The sequence below is a fragment of the Novipirellula aureliae genome, assembly GCF_007860185.1.
Lineage (GTDB): Bacteria > Planctomycetota > Planctomycetia > Pirellulales > Pirellulaceae > Novipirellula_A > Novipirellula_A aureliae.
Genome location: NZ_SJPY01000001.1, coordinates 1,459,145 through 1,483,164, shown reverse-complemented (window position 1 = coordinate 1,483,164; position 24,020 = coordinate 1,459,145). Strand labels below are relative to the sequence as shown.

Annotated in this window: 13 protein-coding genes; 11 read left to right on the top strand and 2 right to left on the bottom strand. The window is 53.7% G+C overall.

Annotated features, from left to right (window positions below; genetic code table 11):
* Window positions 1–114: 114 nt before the first annotated feature.
* From Q31b_RS05715 to Q31b_RS05665, 11 genes are all read left to right on the top strand, one after another.
* A complete protein-coding gene (locus Q31b_RS05715) occupies window positions 115–7,785 on the top strand; it encodes a secretin N-terminal domain-containing protein (protein ID WP_146598615.1) in 7,671 nt (2,556 codons plus the stop codon).
* A gap of 246 nt (window positions 7,786–8,031) precedes the next feature.
* Entirely contained in the window at window positions 8,032–9,732 is a 1,701-nt protein-coding gene (locus tag Q31b_RS05710) for a GspE/PulE family protein (protein WP_146598614.1), read from the top strand.
* A gap of 2 nt (window positions 9,733–9,734) precedes the next feature.
* A complete protein-coding gene (locus Q31b_RS05705) occupies window positions 9,735–10,955 on the top strand; it encodes a type II secretion system F family protein (RefSeq protein ID WP_146598613.1) in 1,221 nt (406 codons plus the stop codon).
* Between the two features lie 121 nt (window positions 10,956–11,076).
* Window positions 11,077–11,580, top strand: a complete 504-nt coding sequence (gspG, locus tag Q31b_RS05700) for a type II secretion system major pseudopilin GspG (RefSeq protein ID WP_146598612.1) — start codon at window positions 11,077–11,079, stop codon at window positions 11,578–11,580.
* Window positions 11,581–11,601: 21 nt separating this feature from the next.
* Window positions 11,602–12,378, top strand: a complete 777-nt coding sequence (locus tag Q31b_RS05695) for a hypothetical protein (protein ID WP_146598611.1) — start codon at window positions 11,602–11,604, stop codon at window positions 12,376–12,378.
* Entirely contained in the window at window positions 12,375–12,878 is a 504-nt protein-coding gene (locus Q31b_RS05690; RefSeq protein WP_146598610.1) for a type IV pilus modification PilV family protein, read from the top strand. Before Q31b_RS05695 ends, Q31b_RS05690 begins: the two co-directional genes overlap by 4 nt.
* Window positions 12,875–13,858 carry a prepilin-type N-terminal cleavage/methylation domain-containing protein gene (locus Q31b_RS05685; protein ID WP_146598609.1) on the top strand — a complete coding sequence of 328 codons (984 nt, stop codon included), beginning with the start codon at window positions 12,875–12,877 and terminating at the stop codon, window positions 13,856–13,858. Before Q31b_RS05690 ends, Q31b_RS05685 begins: the two co-directional genes overlap by 4 nt.
* Window positions 13,855–15,510 (top strand): hypothetical protein, encoded by a 1,656-nt coding sequence (locus tag Q31b_RS05680; protein ID WP_146598608.1) that lies wholly within the window; start codon window positions 13,855–13,857, stop codon window positions 15,508–15,510. The genes Q31b_RS05685 and Q31b_RS05680 overlap by 4 nt, the downstream gene beginning before the upstream one ends.
* A gap of 7 nt (window positions 15,511–15,517) precedes the next feature.
* Window positions 15,518–17,176 (top strand): hypothetical protein, encoded by a 1,659-nt coding sequence (locus Q31b_RS05675; protein ID WP_146598607.1) that lies wholly within the window; start codon window positions 15,518–15,520, stop codon window positions 17,174–17,176.
* Window positions 17,173–18,153: a hypothetical protein gene (locus Q31b_RS05670; protein ID WP_146598606.1), complete on the top strand. Its 981-nt coding sequence runs from the start codon at window positions 17,173–17,175 to the stop codon at window positions 18,151–18,153. Before Q31b_RS05675 ends, Q31b_RS05670 begins: the two co-directional genes overlap by 4 nt.
* Window positions 18,154–18,574: 421 nt before the next feature.
* Complete coding sequence (locus Q31b_RS05665) at window positions 18,575–19,213, top strand: hypothetical protein (RefSeq protein WP_146598605.1); 639 nt, start codon at window positions 18,575–18,577, stop codon at window positions 19,211–19,213.
* On the opposite strand, the gene Q31b_RS05660 is transcribed toward Q31b_RS05665, so the two are convergent.
* Entirely contained in the window at window positions 19,193–20,242 is a 1,050-nt protein-coding gene (locus Q31b_RS05660) for a hypothetical protein (RefSeq protein ID WP_146598604.1), read from the bottom strand. The two genes, Q31b_RS05665 and Q31b_RS05660, sit on opposite strands and share 21 nt — an antisense overlap.
* Window positions 20,242–23,949 (bottom strand): secretin N-terminal domain-containing protein, encoded by a 3,708-nt coding sequence (locus Q31b_RS27930; RefSeq protein ID WP_197170969.1) that lies wholly within the window; start codon window positions 23,947–23,949, stop codon window positions 20,242–20,244. Before Q31b_RS27930 ends, Q31b_RS05660 begins: the two co-directional genes overlap by 1 nt.
* Between the last annotated feature and the right edge of the window lie 71 nt (window positions 23,950–24,020).

Here is a 24,020-nt window from a genome sequence, read left to right as displayed (position 1 = left end):
TGCTTGACCGATGGGCGGGAGCAGTTAGAGTAGGGGGGTGACGCTTTGGACAGCGAATCACCTCTCACAAACCCGTTTCGCGATTTGCGAAACTCCCGCCTGGATTCCAAACGAATGTTTGCCTTCAAAAACCTGCTCCGTCTGGTGTTTTTGCCGCTACTTCTTCAGCCATCAAGCCTTTTTCTGGCCAAGATGGCTTTAGGACAGCCGCCGCAGCCTGCGACTTCCAATTCAAACGCTGAAAAGGTTGCACCGCCGACGGGCGACTACAATCGACTGATTCATCCACAGGTAGCTGATGAATTGGGGCTTAGCGACCAACAGCGTGCTGCGATTCAATCGCTGCTGGCCGAGCGTACCGAATGGATGGTTTCAGACGAAGCTGGAGACGAAACAGCGGAGAACGCCAGGTCCGCGAAGATTGACGATCTCAATCAACAAATTCGGAACGTGCTCACCGATGCCCAAGTCGAGGCGTGGTCCAATCAAACCCCAAGCATGAAGCTGCGATTCCAGTTTCGCGAGCAGCCGTGGGGAGACGTTTTGCAGTGGTTCGCTAGCCAAGAAGGATTGACCTTGGTGATGAACCAAGTTCCGCCAGGCACGTTCACGTACACCGACACGCGATCCTACTCGGCCGCGGAAGCGATCGATTTGCTCAACAGCGTGCTGCTGACTCACGGTTACACGTTGGTGCGTCGCGAGAAGATGCTGACCGTCTTTCAACTGTCTAATTCCATACCGATTGAATTGGTCCCGCGGGTGCAGCTTGAAGAACTACCGAGTCGTGGTCGGTTTGAATTGATTAGCGTGTTGTTTTCACTGGGCAATCGGCCTGTTGATGCGGTGATGAAAGAGGTCCAGCCCTATTTAGGGTCGTTTGGCCGCGCCATACCATTGCCTCAGAGTAAGCAGTTATTGGTGATCGAAACGGCAGGGAAAATGGATACGATCAATGTCTTGATCAACACCGTACCCGAACCGAAGGCTGCCGAAAAACCGGTGGGACGAAAAGAATCGCCGGCGCCCGTGTTCGCGGCGTATGCTCTCGGTGACTTGGACCCGCAAGTGGTGCTCGAAACCGTAAAGGAATTGGTCGGCAGTAAACGGGTTGCCGTCGATGCAAAGACGCGGTTGCTGACCGCCTATGTTGAGCCAGGCCAACAGACTGCGATCCAATCGGCGATCGAGAAAATGCGAGAGAGCTTGTCAGTGGCACCGGCATCTGTCTCGGTAGGCTACCCGCTTCGTAGCGGCGATGAAAAGCAAATTCGCGAACAAGTCACCGCCATTGCGCCACGAGCAATCGTCAGTGTCGATAAAAAGGCATCACGAGTTTTTATCACGGCCCCGCCAGCGGATCAACAGCGAATCGCCGAGGCATTCAAGGCGATGGGGATTGCGTCGATTGACGAACAAGTCGCGGTCAAAGCGTTTCAAGTCGAACCGGCTCAAGCGCCCACGATTTCTGCGGCGCTCCAAAATATGATTCCCTCGGCGCAAGTGGTCGGCAACAGGTCGCTCGGCACCTTGGTCGTTCGTGGTAGTGACCAAGAGATTGCACTGGCGGAACAAGTGATTGACCGTTGGCGGGGAACCGGCGTGGAAAGCGGTTCAACGCTGCATGCGTTTAAGTTACCGAGAACGGGAACTGCCGCGTGGCTTTCGACGGTCGCCAAAATTGTGCCGCAAGCCAAAATCTGGCTTGATGCGGACGCGAAACAGTTGATCTTGCTCGGGACGGCGGAAGAGAAAACGCGGCTCGAGACGATGCTGCCGCAATTGTTGACGGCGCTTCCATCGCCGCCCGATCGGCTGCTGAAAACCTATTCGTTAACGGCTAGCGAGCTGGAACGATGGACTCAGTTGCAACCGGTGTTGGCAGAGAAGTTTCCGAGCATTCGCCCGATTATTCGTAAAAAGGGCGAAGATGGCTCAGCGGAAATGCTGGTGTGGGGGACCGCAGAGAATCAGGCTGAGGTTGCCGAGGCTTTGGAACAAGTCAAACAAACAACGCCGGAAACCAAGTTGAAATGGCCCAAAATTTACGATTTTGGAAAACGTGATCCTGCGTTGTTTAGCGAACTACTGCAAACCAGGTTCCCCGGTATTCGTGTGACCATCGACGCGGCGTCCAATCGATTGACGGTATGGGCTGAACAAGAGACTCACGGCCACGTCGCTGAGTTATTGGCTCAAGTCACAGACGAACTGCCAACCGTGCCAGATTTAATACTCAAGACCTATCGGCTCGAAGGCCGCACGCCCGGCGAACTGCAAAAACTGCTCTCTCCAGTGCTAGCATCCATCGCGGCGACACAGAGCCGTGGCAAGTTCAAGCCGGTCGGGACAATGACCATCGATGATGCCGCCCGGCGATTGATGATCATGGCAACGGAAGAAGCGCATGAGCGGATTGAGGAATTTGTGCAAGAACTCGGTAAGCCGACGCCACCTGAACAGGAACTGATTTTATTGGCGTACCGTCTCGAAGAAGCTGTTGCAGCGGACGTCAAAACGTTGATCGATCGAACGGTTGAAGGTGTAACGGTCGTTGCCGATGATCGGCGTAATCAGTTGGTCGTGACAGCGACTTTAGCTCAGCATGGTCGAATCAAGACGCTGATCAGCGAGATGGATCGTCCTGGATCCAAGTTCGCAAGCGAAGAAATTCGGGCTTATGAATTATTGGATTTGAAGGCGAATACGATCTTACGGACGCTACAGTCGATGTGGCCGCAGATGAAATTGTCAGCCGATGTGCCCAGCAATCGAATCGTTGCATCCGGAAACGCCGATGACCACGAATCGCTCAAAATGTCGATCGAGCGGCTAAACATGGCTCCCTCGGGCGAAGCGATGCATGTTGAAACCTATGACGTGCCGATGGGTGACTTGCGAACTTTGCCAACGGTGCTTAGCCAAATCGCTCCGCAAGCGGTCATTAGCAGCGATACGGTCAATCGTGCGATCGTCGTGTGGGCCAATGACGAGCAGCACACCCGGATTGCGGCGGCGATCGAACAGTTGAGTGAAACCGCCGAAGGTCGACGCGAGATCGAGATCTTTGAGGTGCCGCCCGAACGTGCAGCGATCATTCGCAGTGTTGTGATCTCATTGTTCCCAACGGCAACCGTCGGTGCGGACGCAGCCACGGGTCAGTTGACGGTGTTGGCATCAAGCGACATACAGTTGAAAATTTCCGAATTGCTTGAAAAGACTAAGCGTGCGAGCGAAGCAGGATCAAGGTTAGAGCCGCGGTTGTATGAGGCATTCGAATCGATACGAACGGCGTTCACATCGGTGCTAAAAACAACGGTTCCCCGCGCGACCGTTGTCACGACAGGATCGAACGATCCAAACAAAATCATGATCTTGGCTTCACCAGATGATCACGAACGAGTGGCGACTTTATTGACTAAGTTGTCCGAGGAAACGGGCCCAGCCGCTGATGTGATTGTCCAAGCGTACGAGTTGAATGAATCCGACCCAATCGCGTTTTCGACGATGTTAAGCGAAAGGCATCCCAACGCGAAAGTCCTCAGTGGAGCGAGGACGAATCGGTTCGTCATCGCAACGAGCAAAGACGATCATGCGGCAATCCAAGAGACGATCGAAGAACTTGAAAACGCGTTCGCAAAGGCTGGGCAACAAGATTTGCGAGTCTATCAAATCCGCAAGGATTTGACACAGCAAGCGGTTGCGGGGGTGAAATCCGTGGTGCCCAGGGCTCGTTTGATGCCCAGTCACGACCCCGAACGAATCGTACTGCTTGCATCCCCTGTCGAACACGCGAAATACGAAAAATGGCTGCTGCAGCTGCAAGAGCAAGTCCCGGAGCCAACGGAAACGACATCGGAAGTTTATCCGCTGGACTATGGTGACCCCACTGGCGCGGTTCGTGTCCTGCAAACACTGCTGCCAAAAGTGGTGTTTGCCGCTGATAAGTTGGGCAAGTCAATCGCGGCAACCGCGACCGAGGAAGACCACGAAACGATCAAGGCTTTTGTTCAGCAATACGACGATCGACAAATGGATGACGCGGAAACAAAGGTGTTCCAACTCGGTGATGTCAATGCCACCTCAATGTCACAGGCCGTGATGCAAATGGCACCGACCGCTCGGGTGACGCCGGACCGAGTCAGCAATCGATTGGTCGTTACGGCTCCCAAGGACATTCTGGAAAGGGTGACCAGAGCGATTGAGAGCATGGAGTCCGATCCTAGCAAACGCAAGACGACAAAGAACTATGAGCTGGAAGGCAGTAACGCAAATTCGCTCAGGGCCGCACTTCAAACGTCGTACCCACGGGCAACCATCGCCGCTGACAATACCAGCAACTCGTTGATCGTTTCGGCGACCGACGAAGAGCAGGAGGAGATCGCCAAGCTGGTCGATTCGATGAATTCGGGCGGTAGGCGAGTGACAAGAAGTTACCAACTTGAATCGGGAAACGCCTACGCCATGCGATCGGCGGTGTTGGCTAGTTTTCCAAAAACCTCCATTGGTGCCGATTCCGCGAGTAATTGTCTGATCGTCTCGGGGACCGAAGAGGAGCAGACTCAAATCGCTGAATTGATCCAAACGATCAATTTGGATGGTCTAAAGACAACCAAAGGCTACGCGATTGAAAGCGGCAGTGCCGCATCGATGCGTTCCGCCGTGGCAGCGAGTTTTCCCAAGGCAACGATCTCGGCAGACAATGTTAGTAACCGTCTTATCGCCTCGGCTACGGTGGAGGACCAAACCAAAATCGCTGCCTTTGTCGAAGACCTGAACAGTGGTGCGAAACGCACGACCGAAAGTTATGTACTTGAAAACGGTGACGCGAATGCGATGCGGTTGACATTGCAATCGACATTTCCTCAGGCATCGATTGGGGCCGATAGAGTTAACAATTGTCTGATTGTCTCGGGGACCGAAGAGGAGCATGCTCAAATCGCTGAACTGATCCAATCGATCAATTCGGATGGTCTTAAGACCACCAAAGGCTACGCGATTGAAAGTGGCAGTGCCGCATCGATTCGTTCCGCCGTTGCAGCGAGCTTTCCCAAGGCAACGATCTCGGCAGACAACGTTGGTAACCGTCTTATCGCCTCGGCTACGGTGGAGGACCAAACCAAAATCGCCGCCTTTATCGAGGACCTGAACAGTGGTGCGAAACGCACGACCGAAAGTTATGTACTTGAAAACGGTGACGCGAATGCGATGCGGTTGACATTGCAATCGACATTTCCTCAGGCATCGATTGGGGCCGATAGAGTTAACAATTGTCTGATTGTCTCGGGGACCGAAGAGGAGCATGCTCAAATCGCTGAACTGATCCAATCGATCAATTCGGATGGTCTAAAGACAACCAAGGGCTACGCGATTGAAAGTGGCAGTGCGGCATCGATTCGTTCCGCCGTTGCAGCGAGCTTTCCCAAGGCAACGATCTCGGCGGACAACGTTGGTAACCGTCTTATCGCCTCGGCTACGGTGGAGGACCAAACCAAAATCGCTGCCTTTGTCGAAGACCTGAACAGCGGTGCGAAACGCACGACCGAAAGTTATGTACTTGAAAACGGTGACGCGAATGCGATGCGGTTGACATTGCAATCGACATTTCCTCAGGCATCGATTGGGGCCGATAGAGTTAACAATTGCCTGATTGTCTCGGGAACCGAAGAGGAACATGCTCAAATCGCTGAACTGATCCAATCGATCAATTCGGATGGTCTAAAGACAACCAAGGGCTACGCGATTGAAAGTGGCAGTGCGGCATCGATTCGTTCCGCCGTTGCAGCGAGCTTTCCCAAGGCAACGATCTCGGCGGACAACGTTGGTAACCGTCTTATCGCCTCCGCTACGGCGGAAGACCAAATCAAGATTGCTGCCTTTGTCGAAGAACTGAACAGTGGTGCCAAACGCACGACCGAAAGCTACGTGCTCGAAAACGGTGATCCGAATGCAATGCGGTTGGCGCTGCAATCGACATTTCCCCAGGCGTCGATTGGGGCCGATAGGGCGAATAATAGTTTGATCGTATCCGCGACAGCAGAAGAACATGCTGAAATCGCGACGTTGGTGGATCAAATCAATTCAGCACCGGGCCGGTCCGAGGCAATGCAGGCTTATTCGTTGGCAAAGGCGAGCCCGCAAGCGGTCGTCGCGGCACTGCAACAAGCGTTTGGTCGAGGGGCCGGAGTCGGTGTCAGTGCTGATGAAGAAAGCGGGACCGTGTTCGTCGTCGGATTGCCGAAACAACAAGAGATTGCCAAGCAGGTGATCGAGCAGATGGACCGAGTCGATCCGTTGACACGTGACCGCCGGTTGAAAGCTTTCGCACTCTCGGGAATCGATGGTGAGGAAGTCGCCGACGCGGTCCAAAGTCTGTTCATCAATGCACGTCCGGAAGTGGAAGTACGGTACGATTTTTACAATGACCAATTGGTGGTGATCGGCAATGCTGAACAGTTGCAGACGGTGGAGGAAACGCTTGCACAGTTTGAACCACCTGACCGCGAATTAGCGATATTTCCTTTGCAGGAAAACGATCCGAATTCAGTTCGTGATGCGGTCGACGCCTTGTTTGCCGATTTGCCCAGCAAGGACACCCCGACGATTACGATTGACGAGGATCGTCAACAATTGCTGATTCGCGGAACAGCGCAGCAGATGGAAGAGATTCGCGATCTGCTGGGGCGATTGGGCGAGACGATTCAAGAACCTGGGATGGCGGCATCGCCGCGAGTTCCATCGAACGCTCGAGTACGAACGATCGTGGTCGGTCGTGATTCGAAATCGCTGCTTGAACAGCTACAAAAAGTATGGCCGAGTCTCCGCAAGAATCCGCTGCGAGTGATTCGTTCGGAAAACTCGGATGCGCCGGATATACCACCGCGACGCACCGATGGCGTGTTGAACCGCGGTGCCGGCCTTGATGGCCAGCCCAACGTGACACTGGTTGCGGAACCGGCTAGCGAGGACCCTCCTTTCTCATCCGAGATAGAGCCACCCGCTGTCTTGATTCTGCCACGCGATGGGCGGTGGGTGATCGCGTCGGAGGATTCCGAAGCATTGGAGATGCTAACGAAGTTGATGGAGGTCGCTGTTTCGCCGCCGATGATGCCAGTAGCCGAGAGCGGGAATTTGTCGATCTATGTGCTTCAGCATGGCAACGCGGACGATCTTGAAAGTATCCTCGAAAATTTGTTTCGCCAAAATCGCGGCAGTAATAGTCGTTTCTCGTCGACGAGTTCAGAGACTCGGATTGTGGCCGACACGCGAATCAACGCATTGATTGTGCAGGGATCGCGGGCCGATCGAGGCGTGATCGAGGACTTGTTGGCCGTGCTCGATTCATCGGAATTCGTTGATGCATTGCAACTTGCAACGCCTCAATTGATCCCGATTCGACATACCGCCGCCGAGCGGGTCGAGGAGCTGTTGCGGACGGTCTACAGCAGCCAATTGTCGCAAGGCAGCAAACGGCCTCAAATTTCGATTCCCGAAGGGGTTTCGCAAGAGGTCGCCTCGATGTTGGAACAGATCAACGCCGAGGCATCGGGGCCGCTGTTGACACTCAGTGTCGACGAAATCAGTAATTCCATCGTCATGCGCGCTCCACCCGAGCTTTCCTCCGAAATTCGTACGTTCATTGAACAAGTCGACAGACAAGCGGATACGAACCGCACCGGTAGAATGCGAATCATTCAATTGCAACAAACAAATGCTGGTCAGATCGAGCGGGCACTGCAATTGATGAGGGGCCAGAACGACGGCGGTCGGGGTGGGCGGCGGTGACGTCCCGGTGTCACTTTGACGCGATCTGGCAGGTTTGCTACAATATAAGACGTAAGGACCTTCCGTAGTAAATCGGGGAAGGCGAGCGGCATGGTAGCTGCGAAACTCTCCGATCCCACCTTGAACCTAGCCGTAAATGTCCTATTGATGACCGAATCTTGAACGGCAGTTTGTCGTTCGGTCGTCGATTTTTGTAAAGATTCTGGAAAAGATTCTGGCATTGGCTATCAAACAGGCGACGAAACGATGATTACACAGTCAAAAAACATCGCCCCAGCCCTCACTGCTCTGCAACTTAGGCAAGTTGCCGATTCCCTGAGGGATCGTTCAGAACTTGGGCGTTCGGACCTCGGTGCCTTGGCGATCCAATGGGATTTCGAGAGTGGTGTGTCACTATTGGCGGAAACCGCTCGCGTTCTCGGACTGGAATGGCTCGATGCCGAAGAAGCGGAGGTCGATCCATCGGCGCTCGACGGGTTCCCGCTAAAGATGGTCCATCGTTACGAAGTCTTCCCGATCGAGAAAGCGGACGGCTGGATTCGGTTGGCCGTCAGCAACCCGTTCGCATTCAGCGCGTTTGATACCATTGCGACCGCGTTGTCATTAGAAGTTCGGCCGGTCGTGGCGACTCCTGAGACCGTACGTCAATTGATCAAGCAGCATCTTGGCGTGGGTGCCGAAACGATTGACGGTTTGATTGCGATGCAAAAGCAACAATCCGGCGACGTACAAATGCTCGAAGAGTTGCACTTGGACGGATCGGAGGACGCCGAAGCCGCGACTCAAGCATCGGTTGTGCGATTGGTCAACGAAATCCTAAGCGAAGCGGTCGAAGCGCGAGCCAGCGACATACACATCGAAGCACAAGAGCATCGTTTAAAGCTGCGATACCGAATTGACGGTGTGTTGCAGCCGCAAAGTATTCCGTCGGAGATGAATCAGTTTCAAGCGGCGATTGTCAGTCGGTTGAAGATTATGTCCAAGATGAACATCGCCGAGAAGCGAGTTCCACAGGACGGACGAATCAAGCTACGAGTGGCGGGGCGAGAAGTCGATTTGCGTGTTTCGATTATTCCCATGCTCCACGGCGAAGGGGTCGTGATGCGTGTTTTGGACAAGTCGAACTTGAGTTTGAGTCTACGGCAAATTGGGATGCCGGAGGACACCTACCAAAAGTATCAAAAGCTGATTCGGATGCCGCACGGGATCGTGTTGGTCACGGGGCCAACGGGTTCAGGTAAGACAACGACGCTTTATAGTTCACTCAATGAGATCAAATCCGAAGATACAAAGATCATTACGACGGAAGACCCGATTGAATACCAACTTGATGGTATCAATCAGATTCAGGTCCAGCAGAAGGTTGGTTTGAGTTTTGCGGCTTGCTTGCGGGCGATTTTGCGTCATGATCCTGATGTGGTTTTGATTGGTGAAATCCGCGACTTGGAAACAGCCGAAAATGCGACGCAGGCCTCATTAACCGGCCACATGGTATTCAGCACGCTGCATACCAACGATGCCGCCGGATCGTTCATGCGTTTGTGTGACATGGGTGTCGAACCGTTCTTGGTCGCCAGCACGGTCGAAGGCGTGATGGCCCAGCGATTGGTGCGGCGGCTGTGTCCGAATTGCCGTGAATCGTATGAGCCACGAAAATGCGACATGGCGGACGATTTTCCGTTTGAAAAACTCGATGGTCCGTTGTACTTGCCGCGCGGCTGTGAACAATGTCGAGGAACCGGATACAAAGGACGAATGGGGATCTATGAGTTGCTGGTGACCAACGACGAGATTCGCGAATTGGCGACTCAGCGTGGTGCTTCGAATAGGATCAAAGCCGCAGCGATGCGGGCTGGCATGGAGACGCTACGAGAGGATGGGTGGAATAAGGCGATCAGCGGGATGACGACCATCGAAGAGGTGCTCCGCGTTACCAAGGCGGATTGACCATGCCCGATTTTGCGTATGTGGCTAAGACCGCGACCGGTGAACGCCGCGAGGGAACGATTGCTGCCCAAACCAAACGGGCTGCGATGCAGCGACTTCGCCAGCAAATGCTCTACCCTGTCTCCGTTTCCGATGTCAAGCCGATGCTTGGATCTGGCGCTGGCTTTGAACTTCCCCAGCGAATCAAGAAAGAGCAGATTGCTGACCTTTGCACTCAGTTGGCTGACCTGCTCAACAACGGTGTGCCGATGCTTGAGTCGCTTTCGATTCTAGCCGATGTCACGATCCATCCTCGCTTGCAAGCGGCAATGCGACGAATCCATGATTCGGTCGCTGAAGGATCGACACTCGATCAAGCGATGGCAGCGGAGCCAGCGATCTTTTCGGAGTTGACGCTCAGCATGGTCCGCGCCGGACAAGAAGGGGCGTTCCTGGAAGAATCGTTGCAACGAACCAGCGTGTTTCTAAACAAACAAGATGAAATGCGGGCTAAGATCATCGGTGCGTTAACGTATCCGCTCATTTTGGGATTCGTCGGTACGCTGATTACATCTTTGATGATGGTCTTCCTCGTGCCCAAGTTTCAACCGTTCTTCGATCGATTGGAAGCGACCGGATCGGGGTTGCCAATGATCACGATATTGTTGTTGGCCGTCAGTCACGGGTTGATGAATTACGGCCTACTGCTGCCGATACCCGTTGTCGTGATCGTATTTGCGGTGAAAAAATTCATTGCTACGGACAGCGGGCGATTGCACTGGGATACATGGAAATTGAAGATTCCAGTGATGGGGAACATCTTTCATGATGCCGCCGTGTCACGAGCATGCCGAGTCCTGGGGACGCTGCTGCGAAACGGGGTGCCCCTATTGAAATCGCTGAAAATTAGCAGCGAATCGACGGGAAACCGAGTGCTGCAGGAAGTGATGATGAAGTCGGCTGAGAACGTAACCACCGGCGACACCCTTGCCAAACCACTCGCGGCCAGCGGTTTGATTCCACCACAAATTATGGCGATGATCCGAATCGCTGAAGAATCCAATTCACTTGACGATGTGTTGGTGAAGATCGCAGACCGCATTGACAATAAAGTCGAACGGCAATTGGAGGTGATGGTCCGCATGATTGAACCATTGATGTTGGTACTGATCGGCGGCATGGTCATGTTTGTGATCGTGGGTGTGCTCTTGCCGGTCTTTGATTTAAATGCAACGGTAAACTAAGAACTATCCAAAAAGGGGGCTGACCCTTTTAAATCGAGTCAAATGTTAACTAGTTTTTTCGGCCTCGCCGGAGAGAGTCAGACCTCTTTTCGGATAGGCTCTAAGAAAAGGATGAAAGAGAATGAATCGCAAACGAAGAAACCGTCGTAGTGGCTTTACGCTGCTCGAGTTAATGATTGTGTTGATTATTTTGGTTGGCTTGATCGCTATGGTCGGACCACGCTTGTTGGGATCGCAACAAAAAGCGGACATTCGCACGGCGGAGGTCCAAATCGGAAACCTGGCGTCGGCACTGAAAATGTACGTGGTCGACATGAAGGTTTTTCCAGCGACCGAAGATGGACTCGAGGCACTTCTCCAAGCGCCCGACGATGAACGGTTAGCTCGTAAATGGGCCGGACCCTACATCGACGGTACGAAATTGCCGATCGACCCGTGGGGCAATGAATTCCAATACGAGTATGATGTTGCCGAAGGTAGCAGTGATAGCGAACGACCTGATTTTCCACGGATTTCGTCTGCGGGTCCCGACAGCCAAGCCGGGACCGACGACGATATCGCCAACCGTCCCGCCGACGGCGAAGAAGAGTCTGACATCATGGATACGGAAACGACAACATTATAGTCGTCACGTAGGGTGCAACCATTGAAACCGACCCGTACCGCGTTTTCGTTGCTCGAGCTATTGGTCGTCCTCTCGATCATGGTCGCGGTGGTGGCGGTTGCGTGGCCAAGTTTGCGCCGCCCAATCGCGGACTCTGCCCTCCAGCAAGCCGCTGGAGGACTGCGCGAACAAATCGCGATCTGCCGACAATCGGCAGCGATAGAGGGACAACCACTTTTAATGCGTTTCGAGTCTGGACAGACGTCGGTCCCATGGGGTGCATGGAACGAATTGATCGCCGAGCAACTCATTTCGTCAAGTTCGGTCGAAGCAGTATCCGATGCGGGCGAGATCGAAAATACGACTCTGCAATCGATGACGTTTCCAGTGGATATTGTGGTCGATGAAGTCAAACTGGATAGTCAAATCGATGCTCCGCAAAGCGATTCGAATGGACCGCCCATCGCCACATCGCTCGACAATGAAACGTCATTCGAATCCGGTGATTCGCTTGGGTCGATGGATTTCGAACCCGACTCGTCAACGTTGGCTGACACCGAATCGAAGCGGTGGTATCTGCCTTTTTTGCCCAATGGGCAAAGTCGCGATGCCGTGATTGTGCTGCGTGATATCGCCACCGGCAGCCGAATTGCATTGCAGCTTGATGCTACTACCGGGATGATGCGTACATCACGTCTTGCCTCCGTCGAGCCAGGATCATCAACGAGTCGAACGGAACAAGCGTCGCTGGATCCACCGGCGGAAGTCGATGCTGATTCGGTCGAAATGGCACCCTCCGATGAAGGGTTTGTGCCATGAATGCTCGCCATGGGTTTTCGCTGATGGAATTGATCATCGCCACCGCCGTTTTGGCCGGAAGTGGCGCGGCTCTGTTTGCACTCGTCGGCCAAGCCAGTCGATTCGCTCGGATCGCGGAAGAACGAACGGTTGCCTTGCAATTTGCAGAATCCACGATGGATGAATTTTTGGCTGGTGGATGCAACTCCGACGGTAACTTGGAAGGCACCTTCGAGGCCGACCCACGATGGTCTTACGTCATCGAAGAATCGGCGATCACCACCGATAACGCCAGCATGACATCGCCTGAGCAATCAAGGCTGAAACGGATCGTTGTTTCGATCATGCGCGTCGGAGTACAGGATATGCAGTCGGAAGACGCCGCGATCGTGCGTTTGGTACGGTGGGCAATGACGCCAAGTGAATCGGAATTGATCGATGAGATGTCAGCGGATTCCGAAGTCTCCAGTCTGGGGTCGGATCGAGCGACCGTTTCACCGATGACGGAGGCGTTACCATGATTCGGCATCGGCAGTTTTCGGGGTACACCATTTTGGAACTGATGATTTCACTGGCACTACTTGGCACGTTGATGATGGTGGCTTGGTCCATTCTGGGGTCCTACCGAGTGGCAGAGCAACGGGGGTGGAATCAAGCTTATCAAATGTCGATGATCCGGGTGACTCGCAGCCAACTCGAATCGGACGCGGCATGTTTGGCTCAGCCGTATCAACCGCCGAGCGCTCTCGATGGCGAACCAATCTCGGGTGAGTTTCGATTGTTCAAAGGAGACGCAAACGGTTTTTCCGTCGACATCCTACCACCATTCGATCCGTTGCCATGGCTCGATGAAATGACTCGCGGGGCAGAACCAATAACGTCAACGACTGATGCGATGAACCTGGAAAACCATAGCCTGTCGACCGCGCTCGATCCGTTAACGATTCATCATTTGACCTACGAAATCATTGCCGATAAATCCAGCGATGACGATGAAGAAGTGTTTCAATTGCAGCGTCGTTTGAGTCCGATCGACCGATGGAATGATGCAACACAGACGTTGGATGTGGATCGCATCTTGTCAACCGCCGACCTGTACCGGATGGGAGATGAAGAAGACGTCATCACCAACCGTTCCTCCGCCACGCGGACCAGCCGTATTCGCAATTTGGTTGCAGCTCGGTTTCGCTATAGCGATGGAAATGAGTGGACCGATCAATGGGATAGCCAGTTAAAGGGGCAATTGCCGCGTGCGATTGAGTTTTGTTTCGATTTTCCAAGTGCATCGAATCCCTATCGCATCGATCCGCCGGCGGAGAGTTCCGTCGAGGATATTTCGCTAGATGGTCAATGGGACGATCCTTCGGTGACGCAAGATGTCGCTTCGTTAGAGTCCACCGCAACGGTGTCGGCGGACGGCGATGCGTTGCAGCGAGATGTCCGAATCGTCGTTTTTGTGTCTGGAAGTGCAGCGTGTTTGTCATGCGGAGAATTACGATGAAGCGGCGACGCCTTCAAATGAAAAGACGTGGCATGGCGTTGCTGGTCGTGATGGTAATCGTGATGCTCGTGTCGTTAGCCGCGTACGGGTTTAATCAGCAAATGACGGATGCGTATCGAATCAGCCAACGGCAAATCGAACGGACTCAGGCCCGCCTGACTGCCATGAGCGCCATCGATGCATTGAGGGTGTCGATCCAACAACCTCGCGGCGGGCGTATCGGATGGCATCATAACAGCCCCGAATCCTTTGCCGGTATTGAGATCGAAGAGGGCGAATGGGCCGACACCGATGATTCCACTTCGGTTTGGTCATTCTCGGTGATTTCACCGTTCTCTGTATCGGGGGCATCTAGCACACAAACCGATCCAACCTCGATCGAACAAGCCAAAACGTGGCGGTTTGGGCTCAGCAATGAATCGGCAAAATTGAATTTGGCGGTATTGAATGAATGGGAGAAAGCGGTTCCTGGCCAAGCGAGGAAATCGCTAATGAATCTGCCGGAGATGGAAGCGTCGATGGCCGATGCGATCATGCGGGCGTACCGGATAAAAGACACCGGCAAAGCGAGCGATCGGCGGTTAAGTGATCGGATTGGGGCGTTTGCGACCGAGGGAGCCGCCGGGAGCGGCAATTCACTTCGCTCAAGCGACAACTCGGCAAACGGGCTGGCACGCAGTTGGGCTTGGCATTGGACAGGCGGCGATTGGGATCACAATTATCAACTCGATTCGCTAGAGCTTGCGCTGCAAAGTGCATCGCTGTCGGCGAATGGGTTTGACGCGTATGATGACTTGCCTCGTTACTCATCCGGTTCTCGTCAAGCGTTGTCGCCAATCGCTCCCGTTGCTTGGCGAGACTTTGTGACGTTCGACAGCGGACAGCGAAACGAGACCCTTACGGGTTCACCGCGGGTTTTCTTGAATGGCAACGATTTGCAAAAACTACATCAGGACTTGATGGCCGTATGGACGGCAGATCAAGCCAACTTTGTGATTGCTTATCGCCAGTACGGTGGCACAACGAGCGGATCTGCGGGCAGCAATATCACGACGATTTCTGCTGCGGAGTGGCCGCCTGATTTTTCGGTGCCCGCTGGTGTGTGGATTTCCAGTAGCCTCGAATTGGTCGGAGCTACGGTGGCGATACCACAACCCGAGAATAAGGTTTTACGAATCCGTAGCCCTTTCTCCGATGACTTTGGCGATCGCAGTGATTATCTTAGAGCACTAGTGGATGACGTCACCGTTCGCCCCGAACGAGTCATTGACGGCCAAGTGGACGTAAACGAGGCCCCTCGAGAAGTTTTGCTCGGAGTGCCGTGGATGACGCCCGAGGCGGTCGCACAAATTATCGAGCGCCGTTCGTCGGCAACTGGTACGGATGCGTCGCGTGATACGATTGCTTGGTTATTGATTGAAAACGTCGTCGACTTGCCCACCTTCAAACAATTGCAACCTTGGATCACTGTCGGAGGCGATTGTTACCACGCCCAGATTGTTTCCTTTCGTGACCGGCAGACGCCCATGTTTCGTTGTACCGCGACGCTCGACGCTCGAACATCCGATGTAACGATCCGAAACTTTCGATCCTGGGACGCATGGGGCAGCGGATTTTCGATTGATGATTTAAGTGCCGAACGGACACCATAAAGTAGAAATGCAATTTCCCGCCTACCTAGAACGTTTGCCCTTCATCGGGTCGATCGCCGGACCATCGAAACGAGGCCCGATGATGGTCACGTCGTGGGATCAAGCAAACGTCTATTTTCTAGTTGTCAAGGAACGCAAGGATTCGTTGACAGCGACCGCTTGGGGAACCGTCCAGCGTGATTCAGAACGTCCACCGCTTGCCCTGCTAAAAGAATATCTCGACGAGCATAAGATCCATGTCGCTCGGTTGCTGCTATTGTTGCCGCGAACGGATTTGGAAATGACCACCGTTGAGGTGCCGCCCGCCGAGGATGCCGAAGTTGCGGCGCTGGTGCGAGCCGAAGTGGAACAATTGATTGGCGACGGTGACCACGAATTGGTTGTCGATTATCGATTGCTTGAGGGGGCCACGCCGGCACCGCTCCCACAAGTGGGGGATACGGACACGATTGCGGAGCAGAGCGACGACGCGCTGGGGGAACGACTGCGTTCTCATTCCGCTGTTGCGTTTTCAATGGAACATAGCGAATTGGAAGCGTGGGAAGCAGCCGCGACAGAACTGGGGTTACCGCTTACCGCATTGACATCGCGTCAAACCGCTCCGCTGCTGCCGCTTGGACAACAACGTGTATTTCGTGCTCCGTTGTCGGTATTGATTGTTGTTTACGAAGGCGAAGTCGAATTGTCGTTCCTCCGGGGCAGCCGGTTGGCGTCGCTGCGAACGTTTCGGGCCGGCAGTCACGAGATCAGTTCGCTAACCGAACAAATCCAGCTTGAAGTCCAACGTAGTATGTCGTTGATGGACTTTGTGACTCCGGGTGAGTCGCCGGAATGGTTGCTACTGACTCGCAGTCCGCTTGATCACGCTGCGAGCGAAGACGACGACGCGATGTCGCTGTGTGAGGCTCTTGATGCGCGATCGGTGTCGCTCACGATCTCGATGGAACCGGGAATGGTCGATCGTGGTCAAGACGCGATGCCGGCACCGGATCCGGTGCTAATCGGCGCTGCCAACGCGTTCTTACTTGATCGTTTGTCGGTCGATTTGACAAACCCCAAATTACCACCCGTGCCGCCCAATCCGATGCTGCGATGGGGAGCGATCGGAGGGTTCGCGGCAGCGAGTATTGCATTGGTTGCTTACACGTTGTATGCGGACGTGCGGGATTTGGCAACGAAGGTTTCGGAAAAGCAGCAAGAGTTGGTCGAGGTCGAGAGTGTTGCAAACAAGGTCCAGGAGAAGGCGGACGAGACGCGGTTTGTGGAGCAGTGGCTTGCCGATCAAGTCGACTGGCTCAGCCAACTGCAACGTCTGTCATCCTTATTCCCCGAGGGCCAATTGGCCAACGTTCGGCGTTTGTCCGCTGCGGTGGATGGCAGTACAGGCGTGTTCGATTTGTCGATTCAGGTGAATGACCCCAGCCGAGTGGCTGAACTGGAGAACCGACTTCGTGACGCTGGTTTTTCGATCACCAGCAAACGAATTAGCGAGCAAGCCAATAATACCGAGTATCCATGGCAGTTTGAAGCAAGAATCGCATTCGCAATCCTGCCTCTCGATGAACGCGAATCGACGTTTGTGTTGCCTACCGATCAGGCGGACGAGTCCGGCAAGGCGATGGATGAGTCTGTCGGCATGGACGCGGAAACGGAGGTGTCGGAATGAACCAAAGAACCTTGTTGCTCGCCGGCGCTGCCGCTGCTGTATTCATCTTGTATCTTTTTGATAGCGGTTATCGATCGTTTATTGAAAAACCGACACAGCGCTATGAAGGCGAGTTGAAATCGATCGAATCCAAAATATCCGATGCGAACACGTCTCAAATTACCGGCCGCCGGTTGGCGATTCAGTTAGACGAATATGCCGCTCGGGCGCTGCCGTATGACCCGGCGCTCGCGCGGTCGAGTTATCAGGATTGGCTGTTGAAGTTAGTGGAACAACACGAAATGGAATCGGCATCGGTTGACGCGAATACGCCGCGTCCGGTCGAAATTCGTTCGCGAATTTCTCGACGGAAAAGTCGGTTGGTTGGTCACCGGATCGGGTTCAATTTGCATGCCCGCACGACGCTGAACAAGCTGACGGATTTCTTGTACGACTTTCACCGCTCCGCTCAACTGCATAAGATCCGTAGCTTTTCACTTTCGCCATTGGTCAATGGAAATCAATTGGATTTGTCGCTAGCGATTGAGACATTTTCGATGGAGGCGACGGAGCGAGAAGGTGGATTGTCGCCGCTGGTTCGCAGCAATGATGGTTTCCCTTTGCGTCCTGTGTATAACGAGTTTGTGAATCGTAATCTATTTGCAAAAGGGTTCTCGAAATCGCTTGGTCAAGTTCGCCTCAATGCGATCACCGAGAACCGTTTCGGTATATTAGAGGCATGGTTTGCAGTCGGATCGCCACCAAAAACACAAATCATCGGCACGGGCGGAACGCTCGATATTCCTTTGCACACCGTCAAAGTGGTCTCGTTCGATGAGGGCCGTGTGGAGTTGACGGTGAATGATTTCCGGTGCTGGATCTCTTTGGGACAAACGCTTGCGTCCGTGTTGGGTGAGTCACAATCGCCAACGGTCGTTGATTCGGTTGCCGCCAAGGCGGAAGAATCGCCGTCTTCGCCAAGTGACGTGACGCCCTAAGGAAAAAATGCATCCTATAACCATGGAAGCCATTTTTTTGCCTTGCACTTTTTTCCCGACTGTGCGGAAGCGAAGATCACACTCCAAATGGACACACGCCTGCTTTTGACGATCGAACGCATTGAAAAGTTTCGACGATTTCCTCTATCCCGTGTCAAAGGAAGCTCTACGTTGTGGCATGCGAATGGAAGGCAGGGGGGAAGACTGGGATTGCTCAGGCGTTTGAATTACAATTGGAATGATGTGCATCGTGAAAACAAATTCACGTTTTCGCTCTGTTGAGATTGGAAATGGCGTTGTAGGCGTTAAGCGGGGTGCCCAGCGGGCGTCGTGTTGTACGATGCTAACTCACGGGACGATGCTAACTCACGGGACGATGCCCACGCGGTAAAACGTTATTACTCAAACCACACCATCTGTCATGCAACTTACCGACTTACTGCGACGCTGCGGATTATTTTTGTCACTGATTTTGGTGGCGGTCACGGCGGATGCCCAAATGTTTGGGGCACGCACGCTCGGCCAGCCGTTTGAAGGGCGGCGTACCGGTACCACTGCGGCTGACGTGACGATGGAGTCGTCGGGTGTGGTCGAGGGTGACGAGCGGTTTTTGCGAGAAAATAGGTCACGCAATGACTATGTTGGAAACAATCGTCAATCGCTGGAGGGGTTTGTCGGCAGTGAACAGGCGATTGGAGCGGGGCGAGTTCCAGCGTCAACCGAAACGATGCAACCACCAGCCGATCGAAGTTCGCGGATCAATCGTCCTTTCCCACCGCTGCGCCCCAATCAAATGTACTACCCACGTTTGACCTTAGACGCTTCGGATTGGAAGGGAGGCGTGATGGAAACGGAGTTAATCAATGAACGCGATGCGCGGCTCGAGGGACGATTAAGCAAAACAGCGAGATCGAACATCGAAGTGTATCGGGCAGGAGACCGAACGATTTTGCGTGGCACGGTGTCCTCGGAACAAGTCGCCGAAAAGTTGCGAATTATTGCCTCATTCGAGCCACATGTCGACGAGATCGAGGACCAGTTATTCGTGGTCGACCGATAGATCCACACCGTTGGGATAGCTGTATCTTGGCGTCCGTGGTAACGGCTCCATCCATCCCGCTTGAAGCGTCTGATTTCGATTTAGTCCTTCTATCGTCGGACGACCCTCACCAAGCGTCCGGAAAGGATACCGGGCCCATTTTGTGCTGCGCGGCATCGTCTGCTGTGCCGATTCGTTCTCTGGTGCATCATCCTGTCTGTCGCTGTCGTCGTTCGATTGCGATGCGCCATTCAATGCATTCACTGGCGCAGAGCCCGACTCCGCACCACTAGGTGTCGTATCCACGTCCTGAGTTTCGACTGGTTGGTTGGTGACGTGAAGGTGTCGATAGAAGCTAGGTGGCAGATCAATCGTTTCCGTCTGACGTCGTCCTACCTTATTCTTCGGTTGTGCTTCCTCAAATCCAGCTAAACGAGTCGAGGATGGGTCTATCCCAGCGTCCTGTTGCACATTGTTTGCTTGGGAAACGTTCGAGCGAGCCAGGGATGGCGTTTGGATTTCGGGCCGATCGAGTCCTGGAAGTAGTTTGATGGTTGGGTCGGAAATCACCACACCGCCCCCGGTACCTTCGAACCGCACGATGAGGCTTAGCTTTTTGCTATACCCACCCACTTCGTCCCACGGAATCCAAACGCTGTACGACGAGCCCATTGATGTCTGGCTCATGTGTTCGGCAAACTGCTCCGCCGTGAAGACGAATTTGCGTTCGGGTTTGACGCTTTCGGGATCGATCGAGTCGGCGTCGAATGCATAGACGGCCAAGCCACCATCGACTTCAATCGGTTCGGAATCATCTTCGGCATAGAAATAGATTCTTCCACCGAAACCTCGAATACCGGGTTGTTGCGGTTGATGTAGAACCGTGTCGGTCCAAATCACCATCATTCGGCTCGGTAACTCATCGTTTTCTTTTCCCGTAAAAAGATCTTTTCCGTTCTTCAGCTTATCGGGAACCAATTGGCAACCGATGCCAAAGACGGTAAGAACCAAAAAAAGCAAAACGTTTATGCGACGATCGCGTAGCAGCATCACAAACGTCCTTCCTGGAGAGAAGGGGGAAAACTATCGGTGGGGATAGAGTTAGGTTGGGGAATAGGGGTTAAGCCGGAACCCATCGGTTCCGATTGCGGATCGTTCATCGGCTCGACTTGGAACGAAGGCGGGGGCATCTCGATCACTTCCGATGAATTCATTGGATTATCAAGATTAGGGGCCGCTAACACCGGAGCGATTGCGCTTTGCCCGCGCGGATCGATGTGCGGATAGATAATCTCGGTTTCACAGCTATCGAGTGAATCGGAAAACAATGTTCCTCCGTGGGGATCGGCAATGATTTCGCCATGCAGATCGAACACATCGCAAGCACACCAACTCATCCGTGCCATCTCGGTTTGCTTGAGTCGATCCATATCGGCGGAGGAACGAATCACGTGCGGCGTCAGGATGATCAACAACTCGGAGCGACGATTCGACACCGAATCAAAGCGGAAGAGATGTTTGACGAGCGGCAAATCGCCGAGCCATGGCACTTTTCGATGCACCTGTTTTTTGTTGTTCGAGATCAAACCACCGAGAATAATTGTCTCACCATCCGCTGCACTCACGGTCGCTTGAGCGCTAGCGACGTCGACCCGCGGGCTTCGCACGACCGTGCCATCCGTACTGACCGAAACGGGAATCCCTTCCGATTCGGGACCGACTTCTGATTTCTCGGCATCGATTTCCATCGTTACGTTTCCTTCGGGGCTGATTCGCGGGGTGACCCCAAGAATCAAGCCGACGTTCTCGAGTTCGATGGTGTTTTGTTGACCGACTTGAGAAATCGTCGATCCTGTGATTCGTGGTACTCTCTGGCCCACTTGGATAAAGGCGGGTTGATTATCGAGGGTGAGTACTTGAGGTCGGCTCAATACTTCCAATCGTCTCGTTTCTTTTAACGCCCGTAGCAGAACGCTGACATTTTGGCTGCTGGCCGATAATACCAAGCCTCCGAACCCCAATTCGTCATTGCCGCGTCCAACCGCGAAATTCGAGATCCCTTGTCCACCAACGGCAGCGGCGTTTGACAAGGCAGTTGCCGATGCACTATTTCCAAGTGAGTTCGTGTTGTTGAAATTGAATCCAGGTTCATTCGATGCCGCGACGACGACGTCTTGCGTGTTGGTCGTCACACCACCGGCAGTCGAATTTTGTGTGCTGCTAGTGACGGTTAGTAGGTCCCCAAGCAAACTTCGGTCGAACAACACCGAATCCTGAATCCCTAGCTCGACGCCAAACTCGGCCGCATCGCCGAGTGTGACTTCGGCGATCAACGCTTGGATCATCACCTGAGGCGGTTGTTCATCAAGTTTTTCGATCATTCGTCTGACTTCATCGAAATAGCGTGGCGTCGCGCTAACAATCAATTTGTTTGACACAGGCTCAGGAACGACAACGACTTCCTTTTCCAATTGGGCGTACGGATTGATTGAGCCAGGAGATGCGTTTTCGACGCGGCGAGTATTTCGCAAAAACTCATTCACCGCGAGGGCCACGTCGACCGCAGGCGAGTTCTTGAGTTGATAGACCGTGTTTTGTCGTTGCATCGCATCGGCTTCATCCAACCGAGTCACTAAGGCATCCACGATTTTGAGGTCGCCCGCCGATCCGGTTCCAATGATGCTGTTACTACGCACATCCACCGTAAAACGTAGTGGTGCAAGCGAGGATTCACCGGGCGAACTCGAAAGTTGGGCCGATGAGACCGGGTCCGCGCCCGCTTGGCTAGGCAGGAGGGATCGCAACGTTTCAACCAGACTAGCGGCATCGCCATTTTGGATGGGGAAAATCTTGATCTTTGCCACCATCCCGGGGCCATCTAATTCCCGAATCAATGCCTCGATCACTTCGAAGTTTTCGGCCGGTGCCGAAATGATTAAGTTGTTTTTGCGGGCGTCCACCGTGATCTGTACGTTATCCAAAATGCCAGACACAATCCGCAGCGGTTCGGAATATCCATCAAGAATCAGTTCCATTGCAGCCGAACGAGCCGACGAATCGGGGGCATTGATGGTTTCACGAAGGGTGTCGGCAATGTCGGTGGCCAAGCTATTTCGTATCGGAAAGACGCGAGTCCGCAGGACGACTTCGCCTTTTACGGTGTCGAGCCGCTCGACAAGCCGCGTGATTTCCAGTATATCGCGAGGTGCCGCATGAACGATCAACGAATTGGTGCGCTGATCGACCGTTAATTCAATTGCCGGCGTCAATTCTCCATCACGGTTTGCAAAGAAGTTCTCGATTGTGTTTTGCAACACCGCTGCGGTTGCATAACGCAGACGATACAAATTGAATTGTGTCTCAGGGTTCGTCGGTTGATCGACTTTGGCAATCAATTCCTTTAAGGCGGTGACGGCGTCCCCCCAACCGAGTAGCAGTAGCGCGTTTGGCTTGCCAAGCGGCGTGACCGTGGCTCGCCCTTGACGATTTCCAATTAGGCTCTCCTGAGTCCGTTCAATCAAATCGGCTACCTTTTGTGAGTTCGTGAATTGCAATTCAACGATCTCGATCGCCGGCTGAGTTTTCTGGCTTAACTGCTCCAACTCGCGAATGATCTCGGCCAGTTGATCCAGATCTTGGTCGCGTCCTCGCAAGATTATTGCATCAAGGTCTGGCAACGTTTCAACCTCCACCCCTTCCAGTTGTGGTAGCGATGGGACCGTCTCGGTCGGTGTCGGTTGCGGAGGATTGTTGCTGGGGGCTGGTAACTCTTCGGTCGCTGTTACGCCGTTTGAGGCTGTATTGGCTTGTGCTGTTTGGGCTTGGACGGTTTGGGCTTGGACGGTTTGGGCTTGGACGGTTTGGGCTTGCGCGATACCGGTCAGCCGAAACAGCATTTTGGCTCGGTGACCGCCAGTAGCGGCACCCTCTGCGTTCGGGCCGGCATTGGAGCCAGGAACCGACGGAATCATTTGCTGGACTTTCGGTTGAACATTCCGCGGCAACATCAATACGCGATGTTGTACTTGCTGTCCCGATCGAGTGCTCGCACCTGAGTAGCGTTGTGACAACACTGAAATCAAGCGGCTGAACTGTTCCACAACCGTTGCGGGGCCGTCAACCATCACGTCGTCACGGGCGAGGTCGATTCCAACTCGCAGCGTCCCCTTCTGAGTGCGGATGACCAATTCGCCTGACTCGGCTCGTTCGATTTGTAACCGTTCACCAAGCAACTGCAAAACATCGTGGTGGACCGACGCGGCACTACCGGGTGGTAACGGCAACAACCGCCGAGCCGTGGCGATGCTTTGATTCTTGGGTGGCGGAGTTGAAGTAGCTGATTGCGAAGGAGTAAGGGGCGAAGTGGGACGTTCGGGTCGAGGTAGTCGAACGGGACCGCCACGTGTGGTTTGGTCGGATGTGGGGCGGTCGATACGATCGAGGATTTGCTCCATCAGTTCGTGAGCCCAAGGGGGGCCATGCAAGATGACTCGGTCGCGTTCTTCGTCAATTCGCAATTGAGTTTGTGGAGAATCGGTCACCAATGGAGCAAAAACCGTCTCAATGTCACTCGCCGATTTGAACCGGACGGCATAGGAAACGGTGGATGCGACGTCTTGATTGTGGGGCGCAGCAGGCGGTGGCTGTGCGGCAGCAGTCCCCAACGTCATCACAACGAAAGAGAGAGTCAGGGCATAGAGGCAGGAAGGTTGAGCGAAATGAGGTTGAGTGGGGGGCATCCTTGCGATCGCCTTCATGGGGGAGGCAGGTAAAACGGAATCGATTCCGTTTCTAAAAAGGCTGTTACCGCTCGATGCTAGGAAAATTA

What these genes read in the sequence shown, in the direction of transcription:
- Q31b_RS05715 (WP_146598615.1), top strand. Translation starts at nt 115, where the DNA reads ATGTTTGCCTTCAAAAACCTGCTCCGTCTGGTGTTTTTGCCGCTACTT.
- Q31b_RS05710 (WP_146598614.1), top strand. Translation starts at nt 8,032, where the DNA reads ATGATTACACAGTCAAAAAACATCGCCCCAGCCCTCACTGCTCTGCAA.
- Q31b_RS05705 (WP_146598613.1), top strand. Translation starts at nt 9,735, where the DNA reads ATGCCCGATTTTGCGTATGTGGCTAAGACCGCGACCGGTGAACGCCGC.
- gspG (WP_146598612.1), top strand. Translation starts at nt 11,077, where the DNA reads ATGAATCGCAAACGAAGAAACCGTCGTAGTGGCTTTACGCTGCTCGAG.
- Q31b_RS05690 (WP_146598610.1), top strand. Translation starts at nt 12,375, where the DNA reads ATGAATGCTCGCCATGGGTTTTCGCTGATGGAATTGATCATCGCCACC.
- Q31b_RS05685 (WP_146598609.1), top strand. Translation starts at nt 12,875, where the DNA reads ATGATTCGGCATCGGCAGTTTTCGGGGTACACCATTTTGGAACTGATG.
- Q31b_RS05680 (WP_146598608.1), top strand. Translation starts at nt 13,855, where the DNA reads ATGAAGCGGCGACGCCTTCAAATGAAAAGACGTGGCATGGCGTTGCTG.
- Q31b_RS05675 (WP_146598607.1), top strand. Translation starts at nt 15,518, where the DNA reads ATGCAATTTCCCGCCTACCTAGAACGTTTGCCCTTCATCGGGTCGATC.
- Q31b_RS05670 (WP_146598606.1), top strand. Translation starts at nt 17,173, where the DNA reads ATGAACCAAAGAACCTTGTTGCTCGCCGGCGCTGCCGCTGCTGTATTC.
- Q31b_RS05665 (WP_146598605.1), top strand. Translation starts at nt 18,575, where the DNA reads ATGCAACTTACCGACTTACTGCGACGCTGCGGATTATTTTTGTCACTG.
- Q31b_RS05660 (WP_146598604.1), bottom strand. Translation starts at nt 20,242, where the DNA reads ATGCTGCTACGCGATCGTCGCATAAACGTTTTGCTTTTTTTGGTTCTT.
- Q31b_RS27930 (WP_197170969.1), bottom strand. Translation starts at nt 23,949, where the DNA reads ATGAAGGCGATCGCAAGGATGCCCCCCACTCAACCTCATTTCGCTCAA.